Origin of the sequence: Massilia sp. KIM (assembly GCF_002007115.1) — a bacterium.
Classification (GTDB): Bacteria; Pseudomonadota; Gammaproteobacteria; order Burkholderiales; family Burkholderiaceae_D; genus Telluria.
The window spans coordinates 227,988-246,463 of record NZ_MVAD01000004.1; the positions used below are offsets into that span (position 1 = coordinate 227,988).

An 18,476-nucleotide genomic window follows, 5' to 3' on the forward strand; every position below is an offset into this window, starting at 1 on the left:
GCCCGCGAAAGCGGCGCACCCGTCAAGCGGAACAGCGCAGGGTAAAGCGGTCAGGTGCCGATACGGCCGCCGTCGTTCTTGGTGATGACGATGGTCGCCGAGCGCGGACGCTTGCCCGCGCCGTAGCCGGCATTCGACGGCCACTGGCTGGTGTACTTGCTCGGGTCGCCGACGTTGGCGGCGGCGGTGCCTTCGCCCGGGTGCTGGATGTTCACGAACAGCGCCTTGCCGTCCGGGGTCTCGGCGATGCCGGTGATCTCCGAGCCGACCGGGCCGACCAGGAAGCGCTTGAGCGTGTCCGGGGTCGCGGCCTTGCCGACGTAGGTGTCGAGCGCCAGGTTGGCGGCGCCGTTCGCGCGCGGGTAGCTCAGGGTGACCTTCTTGCCGTCGCCCACCTGGCCCGGCAGGCCGGCCAGCATCATGCAGTTGGTGACGTCGGTGTAGGCGCCGTCGTCGGTCTGGATCCAGCAGATGCCGGTGGCGGCGCTGAAGGCCAGGCCGTCGGGGCTCGAGAAGTCCTGGTCTTCGCTCAGGCCGGACAGGTTGATGCTGGCGGCGGCCGCCTTGGCTTCGGCGCCGAACAGGTAGACGTCCCAGGTGAAGCCCAGCGCGGTCGAACCGGCCGCGCCTTCCTTCACGCGCAGGATGTGGCCGTTGACGTTGCCGGCCTGGGTTGCCGTGCCTTTCTGGTCGGTGTAGGCGCGCGGGTTGGCGGCGTCGGGAGCGGCCTGGCTGGAGCCGCTCGGCTCCACGCGGCGGTTGCTGTTGTTGGTCAGCGAGAAGTAGATCTCGCCGTTGGCCGGGTTCACCGAGCACCACTCCGGGCGGTCCATCTTGGTGGCGCCCACGGCGTCGGCCGCCAGGCGGGCGTTGACCACGACGTCGGCCTGGTCGGCGAACTTGTAGCCCGCATAGCCGGCGATGGCGCTGTTGGTGACCGACAGCTCGATCCACTGGCCGCTGCCGTCGGCGTTGAACTTGGCGACGTACAGCTTGCCGTTGTCCAGGTACTTGTCGCCGGTGGCGATGCGGTCGGCCGGGTTGGCGTCGGCGGTGGCCCAGGCGGCGTTCGAGACGTACTTGTAGATGTATTCGTTACGCGAGTCGTCGCCCATGTAGACGGCGAGCGGCTGGCCGGCGACCGGCTTGCCGAAGGCCGCGCTCTCGTGCGCGAAGCGGCCCAGCGCGGTGCGCTTCTTGATCGCCTTGGTCTTGTCATAGGGGTCCATCTCGACGATGTAGCCCATCGCGTTCATCTCGTTGCGGTAGTCGTCGCTGCCGTCCAGCGAAGTACCCTTCCTGCTGTTGTTCCAGCGCTGGAAGCGGTCTTCGGCGCCGCCGGTTTCCCAGCCGTGGCGCGAAGCGTCGCCCTGGTTGCGGCCGTAGCGCTTGAGCGCGGCCACGCTCTTGTCGTTGCCGCGCGCGGCGTCGTCGGTGGCGGAGCGGTTGAAGTAGCCGGACCAGTTCTCTTCGCCCGACAGGTAGGTGTTCCACGGGGTCTTGCCGGTGCCGCAGTTGTTCAGGGTGCCGCGGGTCTTGGTGCCATTGGTCGAGTACTTGGTGACCATCAGGGCGTTGCCGCGCGCCGGGCCGGCGATCTCGATCTCGGTCTGCTGGTGCACGCGGCGGTTCAGCGCCGAATCCTTCAGGTATTCCCACTTGCTGCCGTTCTTGCGCACTTCGACGGTGGACAGGCCGTGCAGGGCCATTTCCTTGTCCACTTCGGCGGCCGGACGCGGCAGGCTCATGGTGCCGCCGTTGGCGTGCACGAAGAAGGAGGACAGCTTCTCGTCGGTGGTGGCTTCGTGGTTCATCGCCAGCACGCCGCGGTCGTTGACCGTGGTGGCCGGGCCGTTGGTGGCCGACAGGGCGAAGAATTCCATGCCGTCGTGGTGGTCGCCGGCGCGGTTTTCCCAGTCGCCGTCGGTGCCGTCGTTCTTGAAGGCCGGGGTGTTGGCGGTGAGCGGATCGCCCAGCGCGTACAGCACGGTGGCGGTGTAGCCGGCCGGGACCACGACCGCGTCGGCCAGGCTCTTGGACACGGCGGTAAAGCCGAGCAGCTTCTCGGCCGGCGGGGTGGCAGGGGTGTTGCCGGTCGGCGGGTTGGGCGAGGTGGCGACGTTGTCGTTATCCGAGCCGCCGCAAGCGCTCAGGCTCACGGCGCCGAACAGTGCGGTCGCGGCCGAGGCGGCGCCGCCGCGCAGCAGGCTGCGGCGGCTCATGCGGGCCTGGACGACGGCGCTGAAGTGTTCGTTCGGCGAATCGTTCGTATCGATGTCGTCGTGGTCGACAGGGATGCGGGCGAGATCAAGCGGCTTGTTCACGGAAAGTCCTTCGTCAGGTGTGGAAAGTCCGTGCATGGTAAGCAGCGAAGATGACGAGTATGTGACTCCCTGATAACAGTTCGATGACATCGGCGTGTCAATACGCCCTGTCGCGCACAGCGTTCGCCTCGCGCAGCATGGCCACGAAGGCGCGCATCCCGGCCGGCAGGTGGCGATGGCTGGGGTAGTACAGGCACAGGGGCGGCAGGGCCTGGGCCCAGTCCTCCAGCACCTCCACCAGGCGCCCGGCGGCCACCAGGTCGGCCACGCTGAAGGCGTCGACCCAGGCCAGGCCGAAACCGTCCAGCGCCGCGCGTATCATCAGGTGGTGGTTGTCGAGGGTGAGCCGGCCTTCGGGCGTGAAGTCGATTCGCTCGCCCGCGCGCACGAATTCCCAGTCGTACAGGACACCGCCCGGCAGGCGGCAGCGGATGCCCGAGTGGTTCTGCAGTTCACCAGGGTGGCGCGGCCGGCCATGGCGTGCGAAGTAGGCTGGCGACCCGACCAGGGCGAAGCGCACCGGCGCGCTGCAGGGTACGGCGATCATGTCGCGCGGAACCAGGTCGGCGGTGCGAATGCCGGCGTCGAAGCCGTCGGCCACGATGTCCACCAGCCGCCCTTCGGTCACCAGGTCGACCTGCATCTCGGGGTAGCGGCGCAGGAACTCGAGCAGCAGGGGCGCCAGCACCATCGCGGCCGCGCCTTCCGACGCATTGATGCGGATGGTGCCCGAGGGCGTATCGCGCAGGTCGCCGATGCCGGCCACCGCCTGCGCGATCTCGTCCAGTGCCGGGCGCACGCGCGCCAGGAATTGCTCTCCCGCCTCCGACAGGGCGACGCTGCGGGTGGTTCGGTTGAACAGGCGCACGCCCAGGCGCTGCTCAAGCGCCGACACGGCATGGCTGACGCTCGAAGGCGACATGCCGAGTTCCGCCGCCGCCTTGCGAAAACTCTGCTGGGCGGCAACCGCCACCACCACCGCCATCTCGTTGAGTCCCTGTCTCATTGTTCGATTTTGTTCATCAAATCATGCAGATTTTAGTGGATTGTCGGGGCAAGCGTGGGCCATTAATCTGCCTTTCCCAACAATCGACTATCGACTGATTATGACCAAGACCGTTCTCATCACTGGCTGCTCGTCCGGCTTCGGCAAGGCCACTGCCCTTACCTTCGCCCGCGAGGGCTGGAACGTCGTCGCCACCATGCGCGACCCGACCAAGGCAGGCGAGCTGGCCCTGCACCCCAACATCTTCGTGACGCGGCTCGACGTGCAGGAACAGGACTCGATCGCGCAGGGCGTCGGCGCCGGGATCGGGCGCTTCGGCGCCATCGATGTCCTCGTCAACAACGCCGGCTTCGGCCTGTTCGGGGTGTTCGAGGCGACCCCAAGCGACAAGCTGCGCGAGCAATTCGAGGTCAACGTGTTCGGCGCCATGGAGGTGACGCGCGCACTGCTGCCGCACTTCCGGTCCCGGCGCGCCGGCCTCGTCGTCAACATCAGCTCGGGCGCCGGCGTGTTCACCCTGCCGCTGCTGGCGCCCTACTGCGCCAGCAAGTTCGCGCTCGAAGGCTTCTCGGAGGCGCTCAGCCACGAGCTTGCGCCGCTGGGCATCGCGGTGAAGATCGTGGAACCGGGCGGCGTGCTGGACACGAACTTCGGTGCACGCAGCGGGGCGGAAGCGGCGCGCACGCCGACGCCGGCAGACTACGACGGCGTGGCGGAAGCGACCGCCCGCCTGTATGCGCGGCTGAGCGCGCAGGCGACCAGCACCCAGGACGACGTGGCGCGCGTCATCTTCCAGGCGGCGACCGATGGCAGCGACCAGTTGCGTTACGTGGCCACCGAGGACATCCAGCCGCTGGTGCGGGCGCGCCGCGAAACCTCCGAGGCCGCCTATCTGCACTTCCTGCGCGCCCGCATCGCGGGTTGATCCAGGTCGCCGTGGCTCGGCTACAACAATGCAGGGCGAATGCGCTGCCTCGTTACAGTGCGTGACGCTCCCGGGAGAATGTTTCCTATAGGATATAAAAACCGTTCACCCGAGTCCCGTCCCATGAAATCACCCCTGGCACTGGCCGCCCTGGTCCTGATTCTCCTGGCATTCGCCGTCATTGCCCTGCGCCTGGGCGCGCGCAGCGACACCGGCAGCTATCGCGGGCGCAAGCTCATGACGGAGAACGAACGCGAATTCTTCTGGCGCCTGCGGCGCGCCCTGCCCGGCTACCACGTGTTCCCCCAGGTGGCGATGACCGCCCTGCTGGAGCCGGCCAGCCGCAATCGGCGCCAGGCCCATGCCGACCGCCTGCGCATCGCCCAGCAGCGGATCGACTACGTGGTGTGCGACCCCAACTGCGAGGTGGTGGCGGTGATCGAGCTGGACGACCGCACCCATTCGGCGGCGCGCGACCTGCGCCGCGACGCGCGGCTCGAGCAGGGCGGCGTGCGCAGCATCCGCTTCCAGTCGCGCCACAAGCCCACGGTCGAAGCGATCCGGGCGGCGGTGCTGCCGGCGGAGCCCAGCCTGTTCCCGGGATCAGCCCGGCCGATGCCCCAGGCCGATGCAGGCCGCGCCGAGCAGCGCCAGGCCCACGCCCAGGTAATCGGTCCAGAGCGGCTTGACGCCGTCGACCACGGCCAGCCAGGCCAGCGCGGTGGCGATGTAGACCGCGCCATAGCTGGCGTACACCCGGCCGCTGGCGGCGGGGTGCAGGGTCAGTAGCCACACGAAGACGACCAGGCTGAGGGCGGCCGGCAGCAGCAGCCAGGCGGAGCCGCGACCACTAAGCCAGAGCAGGGGCAGGTAGCAGCCCAGCAGCTCGGCGATGGCGGTGACGAAGAACAGGCCCAGCATGCGGGCGTGGAAGGGCAGGTCGATGGGCATGGGCGGGATCGTGGTCGCGAGCGCACGATCCTAGCGGAGTTCAGCGACCCGGCCAAGCCCGGCAAGCCTTCAGCGGCCCAGCTCCCCGGCCAGGTCGGCGCGCAACTGGGCCACCGAGGGCGTCACGCCCTTGTCGCCGGGGGTGTAGAAGATGCCCGGCAAAACCCGGTCCTGCTCCAGCTGGGGCAGCAGGTCGTCCAGCAGCTCCTCGATCGAGAAGGCCTGGGCGTCGTAGCCGTCCCATTCGTATTCGGCGCACAGGCTGGCGTAGTCGCTTGCCGGCCACATGGGAAAGACCAGGGTGCCGTCGTCGGTCTTGGCCAGCGCCCAGCCGTCCTGGTACAGCCCCCATACTTCCTGCGAGTCGGCCACGCGCTTGACGAAATACTCGTAGCGGTCGCGGCCCGGCAGGGTGACCACGGCCGCCAGCTGCTGCGCGCCGAGCTTGATCGCCGAAATGATCCTTTCGCTCATCACTCTTCCCGTGGGTGCAGGCGAGATGCCTGTGATGCTCAGGATACGCCAACATGGCCGATCGGGGCAGAAATCTAGCGTGCGCGCCCCGCTTCCTTGGGACAGGAGTAATACTAGGTGGCGCTTACAGGCTGTGCAGGGCGTAGCGCACGTCGCGCCGGTTGCGCGTCTGCGGCCCCTCGACCAGGAAGGCGTCCCAGCCCAGGCGCACCGCCGGCCCCGCTTCGTCCAGGGCCGCGCAGCGCACGTCCAGGGCGCGCAGCTCCAGCTCGATCTCGTAGGCCAGCGCGACCCCGGTGAACATCGACAGCAGGCTGGTCAGGGCGCGCGCCGCCAGGCCGCCGGGCAAAAAGGCGTCGAAGCGGGACCGGTCCAGGGGACCGACCACCAGCCGCAGGCGCAGGTCGCGCTGCCAGACGCGGGCGCCGGCGATCGCGCGCGCGCCGAGCACCGCGTTGTCTTCGCCCAGCACGGTCTGCTGCTCGCGCGGCACGGCGTACCAGTCGCCCACGAACTGCTCCACCTCGACCGGCAGGCCGAAGTACTCCGACAGCACGCGCCCGATCTGGGCCGCCGAGGCGGGACGGTGGCGGATGCTGGCGGCGAAGTAGCCGAGGCTCTCGTCCAGCACCGCGCCCCGCTCGGGGCTGGACAGGCGCCGGCGCAGGGCGGCGTCGCCCAGGCCGGCCAGGGACAGCAGCAGGGGCAGGAAGGCGTCCTGGCCGCCGGGCTGGTAGTGCAGCGCCAGCCGGTACTTGCGCCAGGCCGCGTAGAACAGGGCCAGCGAGCGGTTCGAGAAGGTGTCGAGGAAGGCGCGCGCGCCCTCGTCCTTCTCCTGGGCCTGGTGCTCGGCGATGCGTTCGGTGTAGTGGAAGGGCAGCACGCCGTGCCCGCCCAGCAGGCCCATGAAAGCGGGCGTGAGGCGCACGTAGCGCAGCGGCGCGGCCTCGGTGTCTTGCCCGGGCTCGGGTTCGTGGCGTTCGACGCGCACCGCTTCCAGCTCGCTCGCCGGAAAGCCGAGCGAAACCGGGTTCTGGAAGCGCAGGTGGGAGGCGACCAGGTCGCGCTGCGGCCGCCCGCTCCTGCGCAGCCACAGCTCGAGCAGGCGCACCGCCTGGAAGAAGCCGAAGCGCCAGGGCTCGCGCAGCAGGCGCTCGATTACAGGAGGCTCAGGTCGCCGGATCGGGGCTGGCATGTGAACAAGTCCTCTCCTGACTGGCGCGACACGATCACCAGCCGCGTGAAGCTGTTGGCGTGCACGTACAGGGCCAGGAAGCGCTCGACGACGTGGGCGAAGGCGTGGATGCCGCTGCCGACGAAGGCCTCTTCGTCGATGGTGAGGCGGACCTCGACGCCGCCCACCAGGCAGTTGAAGGGATTGCCCGGCAACCAGGCGCTGGTGGGGCGGTAGTCGATGGCGGCGATGCCGCCGATCTGGCGCTGCGAGGAGGCCGAGCGCGGCAGGTCGTGCAGCGCCAGCATCTCGCGGAAGGCGTCGACGCCGCCGTCGGCCAGCGACAGGTGGTTCAGCGAGAGCAGGGAGATCAGGCGCCAGTGCGCGTTGCGCCCGCTCGGGAAACGCCACGAGGCGCTGGGTTTGCGCAGGAAGGAGATCGCCTTGACGCTGGAGCCGCCTTCCAGGAACAGGTCGCCGCCCGGCTGGCCGTAGCTCAGTTGCGCCGGCAGGTCGCGGTTGGTGCAGGTGAGCTCGATGTTCAGGGTGTCGGTTTCCACTGCGGCGGGGTCGAAGTCGATGTCGACGATCGAGACCTGGGTCTCGAAGCCGGGACTCTGTTCCAGCAGCGCCTCGTCGCGCCGCAGCGCGTAGTAGTGGCCGTGTTCGTCCGGCGTCTGGGCGTGGCCCAGCGAATAGAAGGGGCGGAAATCGACCAGGGTCTCGCCTTGCGGGGTCTGGCGCACCATGCGCAGGGCGTCGACCGCGTAGACCTCGTAGGCGTAGGCGCGGCGCGCGTCGGCCAGCACCGGATAGCTGGGCGCGGTGTGCTTCATCTGGATCGGCTCGCCGCGCTGGCGGAACAGGTTGACCACCGGCGTGCAGCCCAGCAGCACGTTGTTGGTCGACAGGGTGCCGAGCATGCGCGCCAGGTTCGAGTCGGGGCGGATGCCTTCCAGCCCCAGGTGCAGGGTGAGCGCGCGCGTCCCGGGCGGCAGGGCGGCTGCCAGGGCGGCCAAATCGATGTCGACGAAGTTGAATTTCTCGGGAAAGCAGAAGTATTCGGTCAGCAGGCGGTAGGCGGTGTGGGAGCGGGCCGGGAAATCGATCAGCGCTTCGTCGTCCGCGAAGCCGGCGGGCCGCAAAGGCACGGTGGGCAGGGCCACCCAGCGTCCGCTGTTGTCGGCTTCGACCCAGGCGCACACGGTGCGCATGAAGAGTGCGTCGCGTAGGGCGGCGCAAAAGGAGGGTTCGCCGTCGAGGAAGACGCGCAGCACGGGCAGCCCGAGCTGGCCCAGGCCGCCCTGCTCGGAGGTGGCGGCCACCGCGAGGCTGATGCTGGAGGATGCCGTCGGCGGCAGGCGCACCGCGTCGGGCGCGCTGATCAGGGCGTTATAGCCGGCGCGCGTGATCTCCACCGGCGCCACCTGCACCGGGTAGACGGTGCGGAAGCTGCAGGCCACGCCGCGCACCACCCGCGTGTTCAGGCGCGTGCCGCGCGCCAGGGTGCTTGCGCCGGTCTGCTGCCTGGCAGCGGCGGCGACATCGAGCTGGGCGATCGAGCAGGACGGGAAGGGCCGCAGGTAGTGCGGATAGAGCACCTCGAACAGGGACTCGGTGAATTCCGGGTAGTCGTCGTCGAGGCGCTTGGCGATGCGCGCGTTGAGCAAGGCGAAGGCCTCGATCATCCGCTCGGTATGCGGGTCTTCGCACACCTCGCCGCTGATCAGGAGGCGCCCGGCGATCTTGGGATAGCGTTCGGCGAACTCGCGCAGGTTGCGGCGCAGGTAACCGAGCTCGCTCTCGTAATAGGGCAGCAGCTGTTCCACGTTCAGGCTCCCGGTGCGCCGCGGGCGGGTGCGCGGCCGGCCTTGCGGATGCTGTACTGCAGGGTGGAGGGCGTGAGCACGGCGTCGAAGTTGACCGCCTCCTGCGACACGCTGACCACCAGCAGGGCGGTGATCGAGAAGTTCAGGCGGTTGACCGAGCGGTCGACCGATTCTTCGCGCATCTCCAGCAAGGCCTTCACGTTGCGCAGGCGCGGCTCGTGGCAGGCGATGGTCTGTTCGATGCAATTGCAGATGTAGGCCCGGTCGGTGGGGCTGGACAGCGAGCGGTCGGCGAAGTCGCACAGGCCGTAGGTGACCATCGACTTGCTGCATTCGGGGTAGCCGTCCAGCTTGCCCTCCGCCACCACCGAGCGCGTGTTGAGCAGCGCTTCGAGGTCGCGCGCGACGGCGTCCTTCATGTCCTCGGCGCTCAGGCGCGCGCCGGAAGCGCCGTGGGCGGCGGCGCGCAGTGGCATGCCCATGAGGCGGTCGAACAATCCCGGCGTAAAACCTTTCATCGGCTCCCCCCGCAGTGAAATCGCATGGTGCCACGTTGTCTGTCGCAAATATTTGATCAAGTTCACATGGGGGTCCGCTGTGCATTGTTATTGTTTCCCGACGCGAAACCTGACGATGAAGGAAGCCAGCGACATGACGAGCAAAGTTCTCTGGGGCGAAGGCCTGCTGTTGCGCCCCCAGCATTTCCAGCGCCAGGACGCCTATCACGAGCACTGCCTGCACAAGAGCATCCGGGCGGTCCATCCTTACGCCTGGGGTGTGGACAAGCTCGAGGTTGACCGCGACGCCCTCGGCAACGGCGTGCTGCGGGTGCTCGAGCTGTCGGCGCGCTTCCAGGACGGCGCCCTGGTCGATGCGCCCGGCATCGACGCTCTGCCGGAGACGGTGGACCTGAACGGCTTGCAGCAGCAGAGCGTCACCTATTACGCGGCGCTGCCCGGCATGAAGCCCTTCAGCGGCAACTTCGCCCCGCCCGGGCAGGCCGGCAACACGGCGCGCTTCGTGCAGGCCAACGAAGAGACGCCGGATCTGTACACCCAGGCCTCGGCGGTGCAGCTGGCCTACTTGAAGAACACGGTGCGGCTGGTGTCGGAGTTCGAGCCGCGCGACGCCTACGTGCACTTCCCGCTGCTGCGCGTGCGGCGCGCCGCTACCGGGGGCTTCGAGCTCGATACCGGCTTCGTGCCGCCGTCGCTGTCGGTGGGCGCGGCCCAGCCCCTGTTCCTGCAGTTGCGGCGGCTGCTCGACGCGCTGCAGGCCAAGGTGAGCGCGCTGTACGGCCACCACCGCGAGCCGAGCCGCAACGTGGTCGAGTTCCGCTCGGGCGACATGTCCTCGTTCTGGCTGCTGCATACCGCGAGTTCGGCCTATGCGGCCCTGGCCCACCATTACCAGCATCCGGCCCTGCATCCGGAGCGCCTGTTCGCCCAGCTGCTGGACGTGGCGGGCGGGCTGATGACCTTCTCGAAGAGCTGGACCCTGGCCGACCTGCCGGTGTACCAGCATGCCGACCCGGGGCCCGGCTTCGCCAAGCTGCACAACATCATCCGCGAGCTGCTCGACACCGTGATCTCGTCCAAGTACTTCGCGATCGCGCTCAGCGAGACGCGGCCCTGCTACCACCTGGGCGCCCTCGACTCGGGCAAGATCGACGAGGACACCACCTTCTACATCGCGGTATCGGCCGACATACCGGCGCTCGAGCTGGTGGACATGGTGCCGGTGCGCTTCAAGGTGGGCGCGCCGGACGACGTGGAGAAGTTCGTGCTGTCGGCGCTGCCGGGCGTGCGCCTGCAGTATGCGCCACAGGTGCCGGCGGCGGTGCCGGTGCGTCCCGATACCTGTTACTTCCTGCTGGAGGCGAAAGGGCCGATGTACGAACGCATGCTCAAGGCGCAGTCGATCTCGATCTACGTCCCGGCGGGCATGAAGGAGCTTAAACTGGAACTGCTGGCCGTGGCGGCGTGAAGCGGCATCCCCGTGCGCTCGCCCTGACCACGTCTTCGCATACACTCGGTTCGCACACCATTCTCCCGAAGGAGACAGCCGATGCATGATCGCCCACATGCGAGGAGCCCATACTACGAGGCTTCAGGCCGGGTGCCTCTGAAGCTCATTCCAGTCACGCTGGCGGGGACCGTCGTCACGCTGTTGCTGGCCTGGGCGTACGGGTGGATCTCCGCCTTCCTTCCCAAAGCCATCACCGCGATGGCTGTCGTCCTCTTCGCGGCGGCGACCGGGTTCAACGCATGGTGCGTGGCCAGGATAGCGAAAGTGCGACATCCGCGCTGGATGGGCAGGCTTGGATTAGTGATCGGCTTTTTCGCCTGGTACTTGCAATGGGCGGCCTTTCTCGTCCTGGCGAGCGATGACGGGTCGGTGGCCATCGTGAACGGATTTCTGCATCTGCTGGCGAATCCCCGCGACATGGTCACACTCATTGCAACCCTGGCCAAGATGCGTGCGCACGCCAGCCTGGTCACCGGCGCTTTTTTCGACACCACGTTCATCGGCTGGTGTATCGAATTCGCTTTGCTCCTCACCCTGCCGTCCTTGTTCGGCAAGCTTGCCGCAGCCGAACCGTTCTGCGAGGTATCTAACAACTGGATGGAAACCAGCAGGATTGCCGGTCGGTTCAGGCATATCGAAGCGGCCGAGGATGTACGCAGCCTTCTCGAAACCCATCCGCTCGATCTGTTCTCGATCCTCGCACCCCATGTGGAAGGGCAATCACCGCATCACGCGCTTGTGGAAATCCATCACGCTTATCCACAAGGGGATTTCTTCGTGTCGATCATCGATGTCGAAGTCAGAAACAACAAGCAAAAGCTGGAAGCCAGGAAAACGCCGGTAACATCGTTCTTGAGGATATCCGACATGAGCGCAGACGACGCCATCCGCAAGCTCACGAGCTTGAGTTCCCATATTCCCGCACCGGCTTCGGCGCCCGAGGATCCTCCGGAACTGGAACTAGCGATCCGGCATCTGAAGGCCAGCGAATTCGAGGCCGTCATCGTTGCGGCGCAGCCTTTTGTCAAGGCGGAGCGAGCGGACTTGCGCCGCGATGCGAACCGCCTGTGCGCCTTGTCGACAGCGCGCCTTGGCCGCTGGGACGAATCGCTCGTCTACTGGAAAGCCCTGTTCGCGGACGAACACACGGCACACAACGCCCTGCAGTTGGCGTCGACCAGCGCCATGGCGGGAAAGCTCGACGATGCCGAACACTGGATCGAAGAAACCCGGGAAATCAACACGAGCACACGCGAACTGCCCGGACTGATGATGCAGACAAACTTTATCACCGCACTGTGCCAGTCCGGACAAGCGCAGGCAGCCTTGCCCTACCTGGACGAAATCAAGTCAGTCTACGAACAGGTCGGGATTACCGATCCGACTCACCTTTGCCTGCGCAAACTGCCGATGTTCGATTTCTTCCTGCAGAACAGTGCGCCCGTCATCCGTGCCGCCCTGGGTCCCGAAAGCGGCCGCGCGTGGTACCAGTCCATGCTCCCGCATCTCGACGATCATGGCCAGTCTTGCTTGAAGGACTGGCTCGATCGGCATTTCTTCGGCGCCGCAAGCTGATCGCCCCGGTTGTCCAGCCAACTCAGAACCGGTACTGCGCACTGAGGTTGATGAAGCTCAGCGCATCGCCGGCGCCAGTCTCGCGCAGGAAGGCGCCGGGCTTTGCGTAAGCGGCAACCCCAACCGCTGACCAGCCTGGGGCCAGGTTCCACGTAAGCCCGACCGAGGCGATGGTCGCCACATAGCGGGCGCGACTATTTCCAGCGGCCCGGATCAAGGACCCGTTGGGCGCATACACGCCGTCGCGGGTGCTTTGACGCCAGAACAAGTCCAGGCTCGCGTTCAGTTGGACGCGCGGCGCGAGCTGCACGCCGAGGGCCGGGTGGATGTTGAAGAAGTTGCGCGGTCCCAGCGTGGCTTCGTCGCCGAAGTAGTTACCGCGTGGGTAGAGGGCATTGACGGCATCGAGGCGCTTGTCGCCGGGGTCCTTGTCGCCGCTGGCGACCGCAAGCAGCAGAGCCGCCCTCGGTTTGCCAGCCACGCCTTCAAAGGTGTAGCCAGTGTCGGTGGCAAGCGACCAGGCGCGGATATCGGCGTCGCCGAAGCGACCGCCCTGCACCGCGAGCTCCCAGTTCCAGTCCCAGGCATTGCGCGCGCCAAACAGGCGGGATCCTAGCGTCCAGCGGCGCTCGTGCGCCTCGCCCTGGACGTAGCGCGCGATACGGTCCTCGTAGTGCAGCGCGTAGACGTCCCAGGAGTTGAGGCCTCCATGGCGGGTCGCATAGACGCCGCGCAGTGCCTGGGTGCGCGAGCGAGCGTCGTCGAAGCTGCCTTGGCGATTCAGCCGCGGCGCCGCGGCGAAGGCGTCGATGCGCCAGGCGCCGTGAGTCGCATACACGCGCACGGCGTCGAAGCTGCGCCTGACGTTGGGTCCCTCGCGGGCATCGATGGTGCGCCCCGATCCGAACTGCAGCTCCTGGACGCCGGCGCGCACGCCAATGCGGGCCTCGCCTTCCCGCGCAGAGCGCCACTCCACGAACAGATTGGTGGGGTCGAGCCGGTTCTCGTCCACCGGGCTTGGCCCCCCGGCGCGGCCATTGGTCAGGGAGCTGGCCAACTGGGCGAAGCCGCGCCAGTGATCACCCAGGCGCAGGTCCGCGAAGACGGAGGCGCGCTGCATCAGCACGCCCCACCGGTCCTGGACCAGCAGGCCATAGCGCGGGTTGTCGACGTACTCGTAGCGCCAGCGCAGATCGCCACCGACGCTCAGGCGTACACCATCCGCCACCGGGCGGTCCTTCCAGCATGCGCCGCTGTCGTCCTTCGCCAGGCATGCCTTGCGCTGGGCGCCGACATCGTCGTCGTAGCGCAAGGGACGGATCTGCGCGAGCGCGGCGCCGGCCGCCAGCAGCAAGGGGAGGCCGAGCCAGGCCGCGCGCACCCTCACTTGGCCTGGTAGTAGCCGCCGAAATGCTTGATCGGCGACCAGGCGGGCAGGATCTCGGGCAGCACCGGCGACAGCGACTGGTAATCCTGGGCGCCATACACCACCCGGCCGTCCATGACGGTCAGGACCGAGGACACGGATTTGATCTGCGACTCCGGTACGGTGAAATAGTCGCGGTCCAGCAGGACGAAGTCGGCGAGGTGGCCTGGAGCGACCATGCCCATCTCGGTTTCCGCGTTCAGGAACCATGCCGGACTGCGGGTGAACAGTTTCAGGGCTTCGGCGCGCGACAGGCGGTTGTCCTTGGCCAGCACTTCGGCGCCGGAAATCGACTTGCCCGTCACCATCCAGCTGATGCCGATCCAGGGATTGAACGAGGCTGCGCGGAAGGCGTCGGTGGTCATGGCCAGGGGGATGCCGCTGTCGACGAGCTGGCGCAGGCGCGGGGTCTGCAGGGCCTTCTCGAGACCGTAGGTCTTGACGAAGCCGTCCGCGTGCAGGGCCATCTTGGTGTCCAGCGCCACGCCGCCGCCCAGCGCCTTGACCCTGGCGATGTTGGCGGGGCTGATGGTCTCGGCGTGTTCGATGCTCCAGCGCAGGCCATCGAGCGGCATCTTCTGGTTCAGCTTTTCGAGCGCATCGAGGAACGGCGTGATGTTTTCGTCGTAGCTGATGTGCATGCGGAAGGGAATCCGGCGCTGGACGAGCTTGGAGACGTCGCGCTCCACCAGTTCGCGCATCTTCTCCGGCGCGATGACGACCGCAGGACGGTCGAAGTTCTCGTGGTCGTGCACCTCGGCGGACAGCAGCTCGCCGGCGCCCCAGTAGGTGTGGCCATGTTCCAGCTTGGGGTGCAGGTTGTGCCCCGGACTAATCGGCGCCATCTTCGTGATCGCGTTGATCTGCATGTCCACCGAATTAACACTGCCATCGCCGAACTGGATGTCCATGAAGGGCATGCGGATGTTCAGGCGGTTGTCGCGGATGAGGGTGTCCACGAGCGGCCGCGCCTTGGGATAGCCGCGAAAGCCCGTGCCGCCATCGACGATGGAGGTGATGCCGACCCGGTTGAGCGTGTGCACGGTCTGGATCAGCGAACTCACTTCTTCATCAAAAGTGAGCTGGGGGACCATGGCTTCCATGGCGATGAAGGTGAAGGTGAAGGCCTGGACCATGCCGGTGTAGCGGCCCTGCGCATCCTTTTCGAATTCGGTGCCCGGGATGGACGGGAACCTGGCGGTGCCCACGCCCAGGGCGTCCATCGCCAGCTGGTTCATGAAGCCGCGGTTGTAGGCATACTGCACCAGCAGCGGGCGGTTGGGGACCGCACGGCGCAGTTCCTCGATGGTGGGGAAGCGCTTTTCCTCGAACTGGTAAGGCGACCAGCCGCCGATCACCTTGACCCAATGGCCCTCGGGAGTGCGCCTGGCCTGCTCGCTCAACATCTCCAACGCGCGGCGCAGCGTCGGAACGCCGTCCCAGCGCAAGGTATAGGTATAGCTGCCCTCGTTGAGCACGTGGGTGTGTGCGTCGATGATGCCCGGGATGAGCCTTCGTCCTCGGGAATCGATCACGCGGGTGCTGGCGCTCTTCAAGGCCAGGATCTCGTCATCGGTGCCGACCGAGTAGATGCGCCCGTTCTTGACCGCCAGCGCCGACGCCGCGGGCTGCGCCGCGTTACCTGTGAAAATCCTGGCGTTGTGGACGATCAGGTCGGCGCCCGCGGCCTCCTGCCTTGTTTGGGCGTGAGCGTAGCCCAGGCCATTCACTACCATCAGTCCGATCAGTAATATCCGTTTCACTGCGATTCCCCATGTATTGGATTGGAAGGAACACGTGCTGCGCCGATGCCGATCGGCTGGCCGAACTGCGCAGCGGTACGCGTCGAGCGAGGAAAATGTTACCGACGGGGGGAGGCGGAGTCACTGATCGATCCTGCTGTCGATAGGACGAACCGCGCATGGCGTTGAGGATTTCGCATTCATGCGGCGATTCTGCGTACCGGCGGCAGGAACGCTGCTGGCAGCCGCAAAAGCAAAAGCCTGTGGACTGCGAGGCTATGGCTGCTGGTGCGGTAGATGTGAACGAACAGGGTTGCGCGAAGAGCCGATGCTCAGTCCGGATCGCGCTCGAACGCCCGGGTTGCGGGAGGCAGCTGGACCCAAGGATGGCGGCGACAGTCGTACACCGATATCGACGGCTCCGGGAAGGCGGGATCGGCGAATGCGCCGACCGCCACGAATATTTCGTCGTCCACATCGTCTTCCGTGTGAAAGACCGTCGTGCCGCACACCGGGCAGAAATGGTAGACGAAGCCACACCCGGCATCTCCGGTGCGCACGTAGGTGGTGGATTGGCCGCTCACCCTATAGGGAAGGGGAAACCCTGCCACCGGAGCGAACACGCTGCCGGTGCGCCGCTGGCAGGCCAGGCAATGACAGATGCCGACGCCGTTCGGCTCGGCGGCCACTTCGATCTGCAACTGGCCACAGCAGCAGGATGCCGTTCTCGTCGCCATTGTGCCCTCCGGAGAGTGAGTACTCAAACGTCACCATGTTGGCGAGCCGCCAATCCTAACTTCGCGAGCTGAGGTCCGCGGCCACCAAGATTGTGCACCCGTCTCTACACAGCCCATGCGAATACTAGCGTATTCCCGAAACTATCAGCGCCCCGCATGATAAGCATAACTTACCGAATCCGTCCGCATTATGCAGTAATTTCGATTTGGGAATTGCTACTTGGTAGCGTCAGCAAAGCTGAATATCAGAGGGTGTAAGCCCCTTCGTTAAAGAGCCACGCAGAACTCAATCACAAGATCGCTGTCGCGGCGCGTGGGATAGTCCGTTGAAATTTCTGAGAAATGGGAGACACCATGCTACGCATCACAGCCTTTACCACGCCAGTGATTATTTCGGCGTTCCTGGTCGCGTGTAGTTCCGGCGCTAAAGAAAAGCCTATGGTTATTGAATCTTTCACCTCCGAAAAATACCCTGGATTAGTTTGCGAGCAACAGATGGTCGCAATGCGGGATGGCACGAAGTTGAACACTTTTGTCTACCGAAATAGTAAAGAGCTTGCAAAAAGTCCTGTCATTTTGATGCGAACCCTTATGGATGGCAATTTGGGGATAAGTGTTTCAACGATCAGGGTTACACCTTCGCAAGCATCATTAGCTATGTGCAGAGTGGCTACGTCGCAGTTATACAGAATGTTCGAGGAACCTTCCTGTCAGAAGGCACGTTCGACCCTATGTATCAAGAGGCCGACGACGGTTACGACGCCGTTGAATGGGCAGCGGCTCAACATTGGTCCAACGGTAGAGTGGGTATGAAAGGCGCCTCATATCTTGGGTTAACCCAATGGCAAGCCGCTTTGGCTAAACCACCGCATCTCGTCGCCATTGCTCCCGATATCACAGCATCCGATTACCACGACAACTGGTTATACGTGAACGGCGTTCTTGACCTCTGGTTCGCGATGACCTGGCCGGCAGGCTCATTTGAGCCCGATCAGATTACGCGCAACCTGAGTAAGTCCGGAGCGACTTCAAAAGATATTGATGCGAATGTCCAGGCTTGGTTGAAGAAATATGGTGATCATTCGGACTCGATTTGGCCAAAGACCCTGCCGGTAACTTCCATTCAAAGCTTATTGCCGAATTCCCCGTACTTTTCCAGATGGCTCGGCAACCCGACATATAATTCAGATTGGGATAAGCTCGACGTCGAGGGCAAATACGGCTCGCTATCGATTCCTACGCTGAATAGTGGCGCGTCATACGATATTTTCAGTGTCGGTACGGTGCGAAACTTCAAGGGAATGCGCTCGATGTCGTCTACTGAGGTTTCACGAAAAGGCGCTCGCCTCGTTTTGCGCGCCTATGGGCACGCAGGAGACAGCGGCATGCCAACATTCGGAGACGACACGCCGGATGCGGCAATTGAGGCACGGTTTTTCGAACGGTACTTGAAGGGCGTTGCCAACGGATTCGAGAATGACCCGGTGGCGAATATCTTTGTGATGCTGCCGCCTGATCAAGGACAATCGGGCACTGGCTTCTGGGTACAGGGTGACGATTTTCCTTTGCCTGGCACCATCCAGAAGCGCTATTACATCGGAAGCCGCACCAGCGCGAACAGCATGAATGGCGATGGCTATTTGTCCACGTCCATCGTCGATAGTGGGACCGCGGCGGACAACTTTGTGTACAACCCAAACGATCCGGTGCCTACCACTGGCGGAAATCTATGTTGTAACCCCGCCAGTGCAGTTGTCACAGCGGGCGCCCGCGACCAGGAGCGCGTCGCAAGTCGCACAGATGTCCTTGTTTACACAAGCGAGCCCATGGTAAGCGACATGGCTATCATCGGAAACGTCAAGGCTTCTTTCTGGGCAAGCTCAACCGCAATCGATACCGATTTTACTGTGAAAGTGGTTGGCGTCAGGCCGGACGGAAAAACCCATAACATCGTTGATCGGATTGTTCGCGCCTCTCTACGTGCGGGGTCGAAATTGCCTTCCCAGGCTGTGAGCTTACGTCAACCGACTAATTTTGAGCTCGATCTTGGGCCAACCGCCATGATGATTCCTAAAGGGCACAAGCTTCGCGTGCAGGTTTCCTCTTCGGATTTTCCTCATTATGCGCGCAACCTGAATACTGGCAAAAACAACTATACCGAAACCGAAGCTGTTATTGCTCAGCAGAGCATTCTTCATGATGCCAAGTATCAGTCATATATCGAGATACCGATTGCGCCGGTTGTTCGGCCAAAGACATGAGAGTAAGGCCCTGCAAGCCATCAG

At 65.1% G+C, this 18,476-nt stretch carries 13 protein-coding genes and 2 pseudogenes; 5 read left to right on the plus strand and 10 right to left on the minus strand.

Annotation, left to right across the window (positions count from 1 at the left end; all coding sequences use genetic code 11):
* Nucleotides 1-50 precede the first annotated feature (50 nt).
* Both B0920_RS23600 and B0920_RS23605 read right to left on the minus strand, forming a co-directional pair.
* Entirely contained in the window at nucleotides 51-2,324 is a 2,274-nt protein-coding gene (locus B0920_RS23600; RefSeq protein WP_078035139.1) for a PhoX family phosphatase, read from the minus strand.
* Between the two features lie 97 nt (nucleotides 2,325-2,421).
* A complete protein-coding gene (locus B0920_RS23605; protein ID WP_078035140.1) occupies nucleotides 2,422-3,330 on the minus strand; it encodes a LysR family transcriptional regulator in 909 nt (302 codons plus the stop codon).
* A 100-nt stretch (nucleotides 3,331-3,430) separates the two neighbouring features.
* Between B0920_RS23605 and B0920_RS23610 the strand changes: the two genes are divergently transcribed.
* Both B0920_RS23610 and B0920_RS26365 read left to right on the plus strand, forming a co-directional pair.
* The gene (locus B0920_RS23610; protein WP_078035141.1) at nucleotides 3,431-4,255 is read left to right on the plus strand and encodes an SDR family oxidoreductase; all 825 of its coding nucleotides are present in this window, start codon (nucleotides 3,431-3,433) and stop codon (nucleotides 4,253-4,255) included.
* A 237-nt stretch (nucleotides 4,256-4,492) separates the two neighbouring features.
* Nucleotides 4,493-4,813 (plus strand): annotated as a pseudogene (locus tag B0920_RS26365) (DUF2726 domain-containing protein); the annotation flags it as partial.
* Between the two features lie 45 nt (nucleotides 4,814-4,858).
* Here B0920_RS26365 and B0920_RS23620 read toward each other — a convergent pair.
* The 5 genes from B0920_RS23620 to tssE all read right to left on the minus strand — a co-directional run bounded on the left by B0920_RS23620 (nucleotide 4,859) and on the right by tssE (nucleotide 9,201).
* On the minus strand, nucleotides 4,859-5,206 hold the full coding sequence (locus tag B0920_RS23620; RefSeq protein WP_218669410.1) for a YnfA family protein: 348 nt from the start codon (nucleotides 5,204-5,206) through the stop codon (nucleotides 4,859-4,861).
* Between the two features lie 69 nt (nucleotides 5,207-5,275).
* On the minus strand, nucleotides 5,276-5,680 hold the full coding sequence (locus tag B0920_RS23625; RefSeq protein ID WP_078035143.1) for a DUF2750 domain-containing protein: 405 nt from the start codon (nucleotides 5,678-5,680) through the stop codon (nucleotides 5,276-5,278).
* A gap of 124 nt (nucleotides 5,681-5,804) precedes the next feature.
* Nucleotides 5,805-6,875: a type VI secretion system baseplate subunit TssG gene (gene tssG, locus B0920_RS23630; protein ID WP_078035144.1), complete on the minus strand. Its 1,071-nt coding sequence runs from the start codon at nucleotides 6,873-6,875 to the stop codon at nucleotides 5,805-5,807.
* Entirely contained in the window at nucleotides 6,839-8,683 is a 1,845-nt protein-coding gene (tssF, locus tag B0920_RS23635; protein ID WP_078035145.1) for a type VI secretion system baseplate subunit TssF, read from the minus strand. The genes tssG and tssF overlap by 37 nt, the downstream gene beginning before the upstream one ends.
* A 2-nt stretch (nucleotides 8,684-8,685) precedes the next feature.
* On the minus strand, nucleotides 8,686-9,201 hold the full coding sequence (gene tssE / locus B0920_RS23640; protein ID WP_078035146.1) for a type VI secretion system baseplate subunit TssE: 516 nt from the start codon (nucleotides 9,199-9,201) through the stop codon (nucleotides 8,686-8,688).
* A gap of 133 nt (nucleotides 9,202-9,334) precedes the next feature.
* On the opposite strand from tssE, the gene tssK reads away from it, so the two are divergent.
* Together tssK and B0920_RS23650 are read left to right on the plus strand one after the other, a co-directional pair.
* Nucleotides 9,335-10,669 (plus strand): type VI secretion system baseplate subunit TssK, encoded by a 1,335-nt coding sequence (tssK, locus tag B0920_RS23645; protein ID WP_078035339.1) that lies wholly within the window; start codon nucleotides 9,335-9,337, stop codon nucleotides 10,667-10,669.
* A gap of 81 nt (nucleotides 10,670-10,750) precedes the next feature.
* Nucleotides 10,751-12,286, plus strand: a complete 1,536-nt coding sequence (locus B0920_RS23650) for a hypothetical protein (RefSeq protein WP_078035147.1) — start codon at nucleotides 10,751-10,753, stop codon at nucleotides 12,284-12,286.
* 22 nt (nucleotides 12,287-12,308) lie between these two features.
* Here the strand turns inward: B0920_RS23650 and B0920_RS23655 are convergent, their stop codons facing one another.
* The 3 genes from B0920_RS23655 to B0920_RS23665 form a co-directional block, all read right to left on the minus strand.
* Nucleotides 12,309-13,640 carry an alginate export family protein gene (locus B0920_RS23655; protein ID WP_179119275.1) on the minus strand — a complete coding sequence of 444 codons (1,332 nt, stop codon included), beginning with the start codon at nucleotides 13,638-13,640 and terminating at the stop codon, nucleotides 12,309-12,311.
* A 29-nt stretch (nucleotides 13,641-13,669) separates the two neighbouring features.
* A complete protein-coding gene (locus B0920_RS23660) occupies nucleotides 13,670-15,475 on the minus strand; it encodes an amidohydrolase (RefSeq protein WP_218669411.1) in 1,806 nt (601 codons plus the stop codon).
* Between the two features lie 311 nt (nucleotides 15,476-15,786).
* Complete coding sequence (locus B0920_RS23665) at nucleotides 15,787-16,191, minus strand: GFA family protein (protein WP_078035150.1); 405 nt, start codon at nucleotides 16,189-16,191, stop codon at nucleotides 15,787-15,789.
* A gap of 644 nt (nucleotides 16,192-16,835) precedes the next feature.
* Here B0920_RS23665 and B0920_RS23670 point away from each other — a divergent pair.
* Nucleotides 16,836-18,452, plus strand: a pseudogene (locus B0920_RS23670) (CocE/NonD family hydrolase); the annotation flags it as partial.
* Nucleotides 18,453-18,476: the final 24 nt, after the last annotated feature.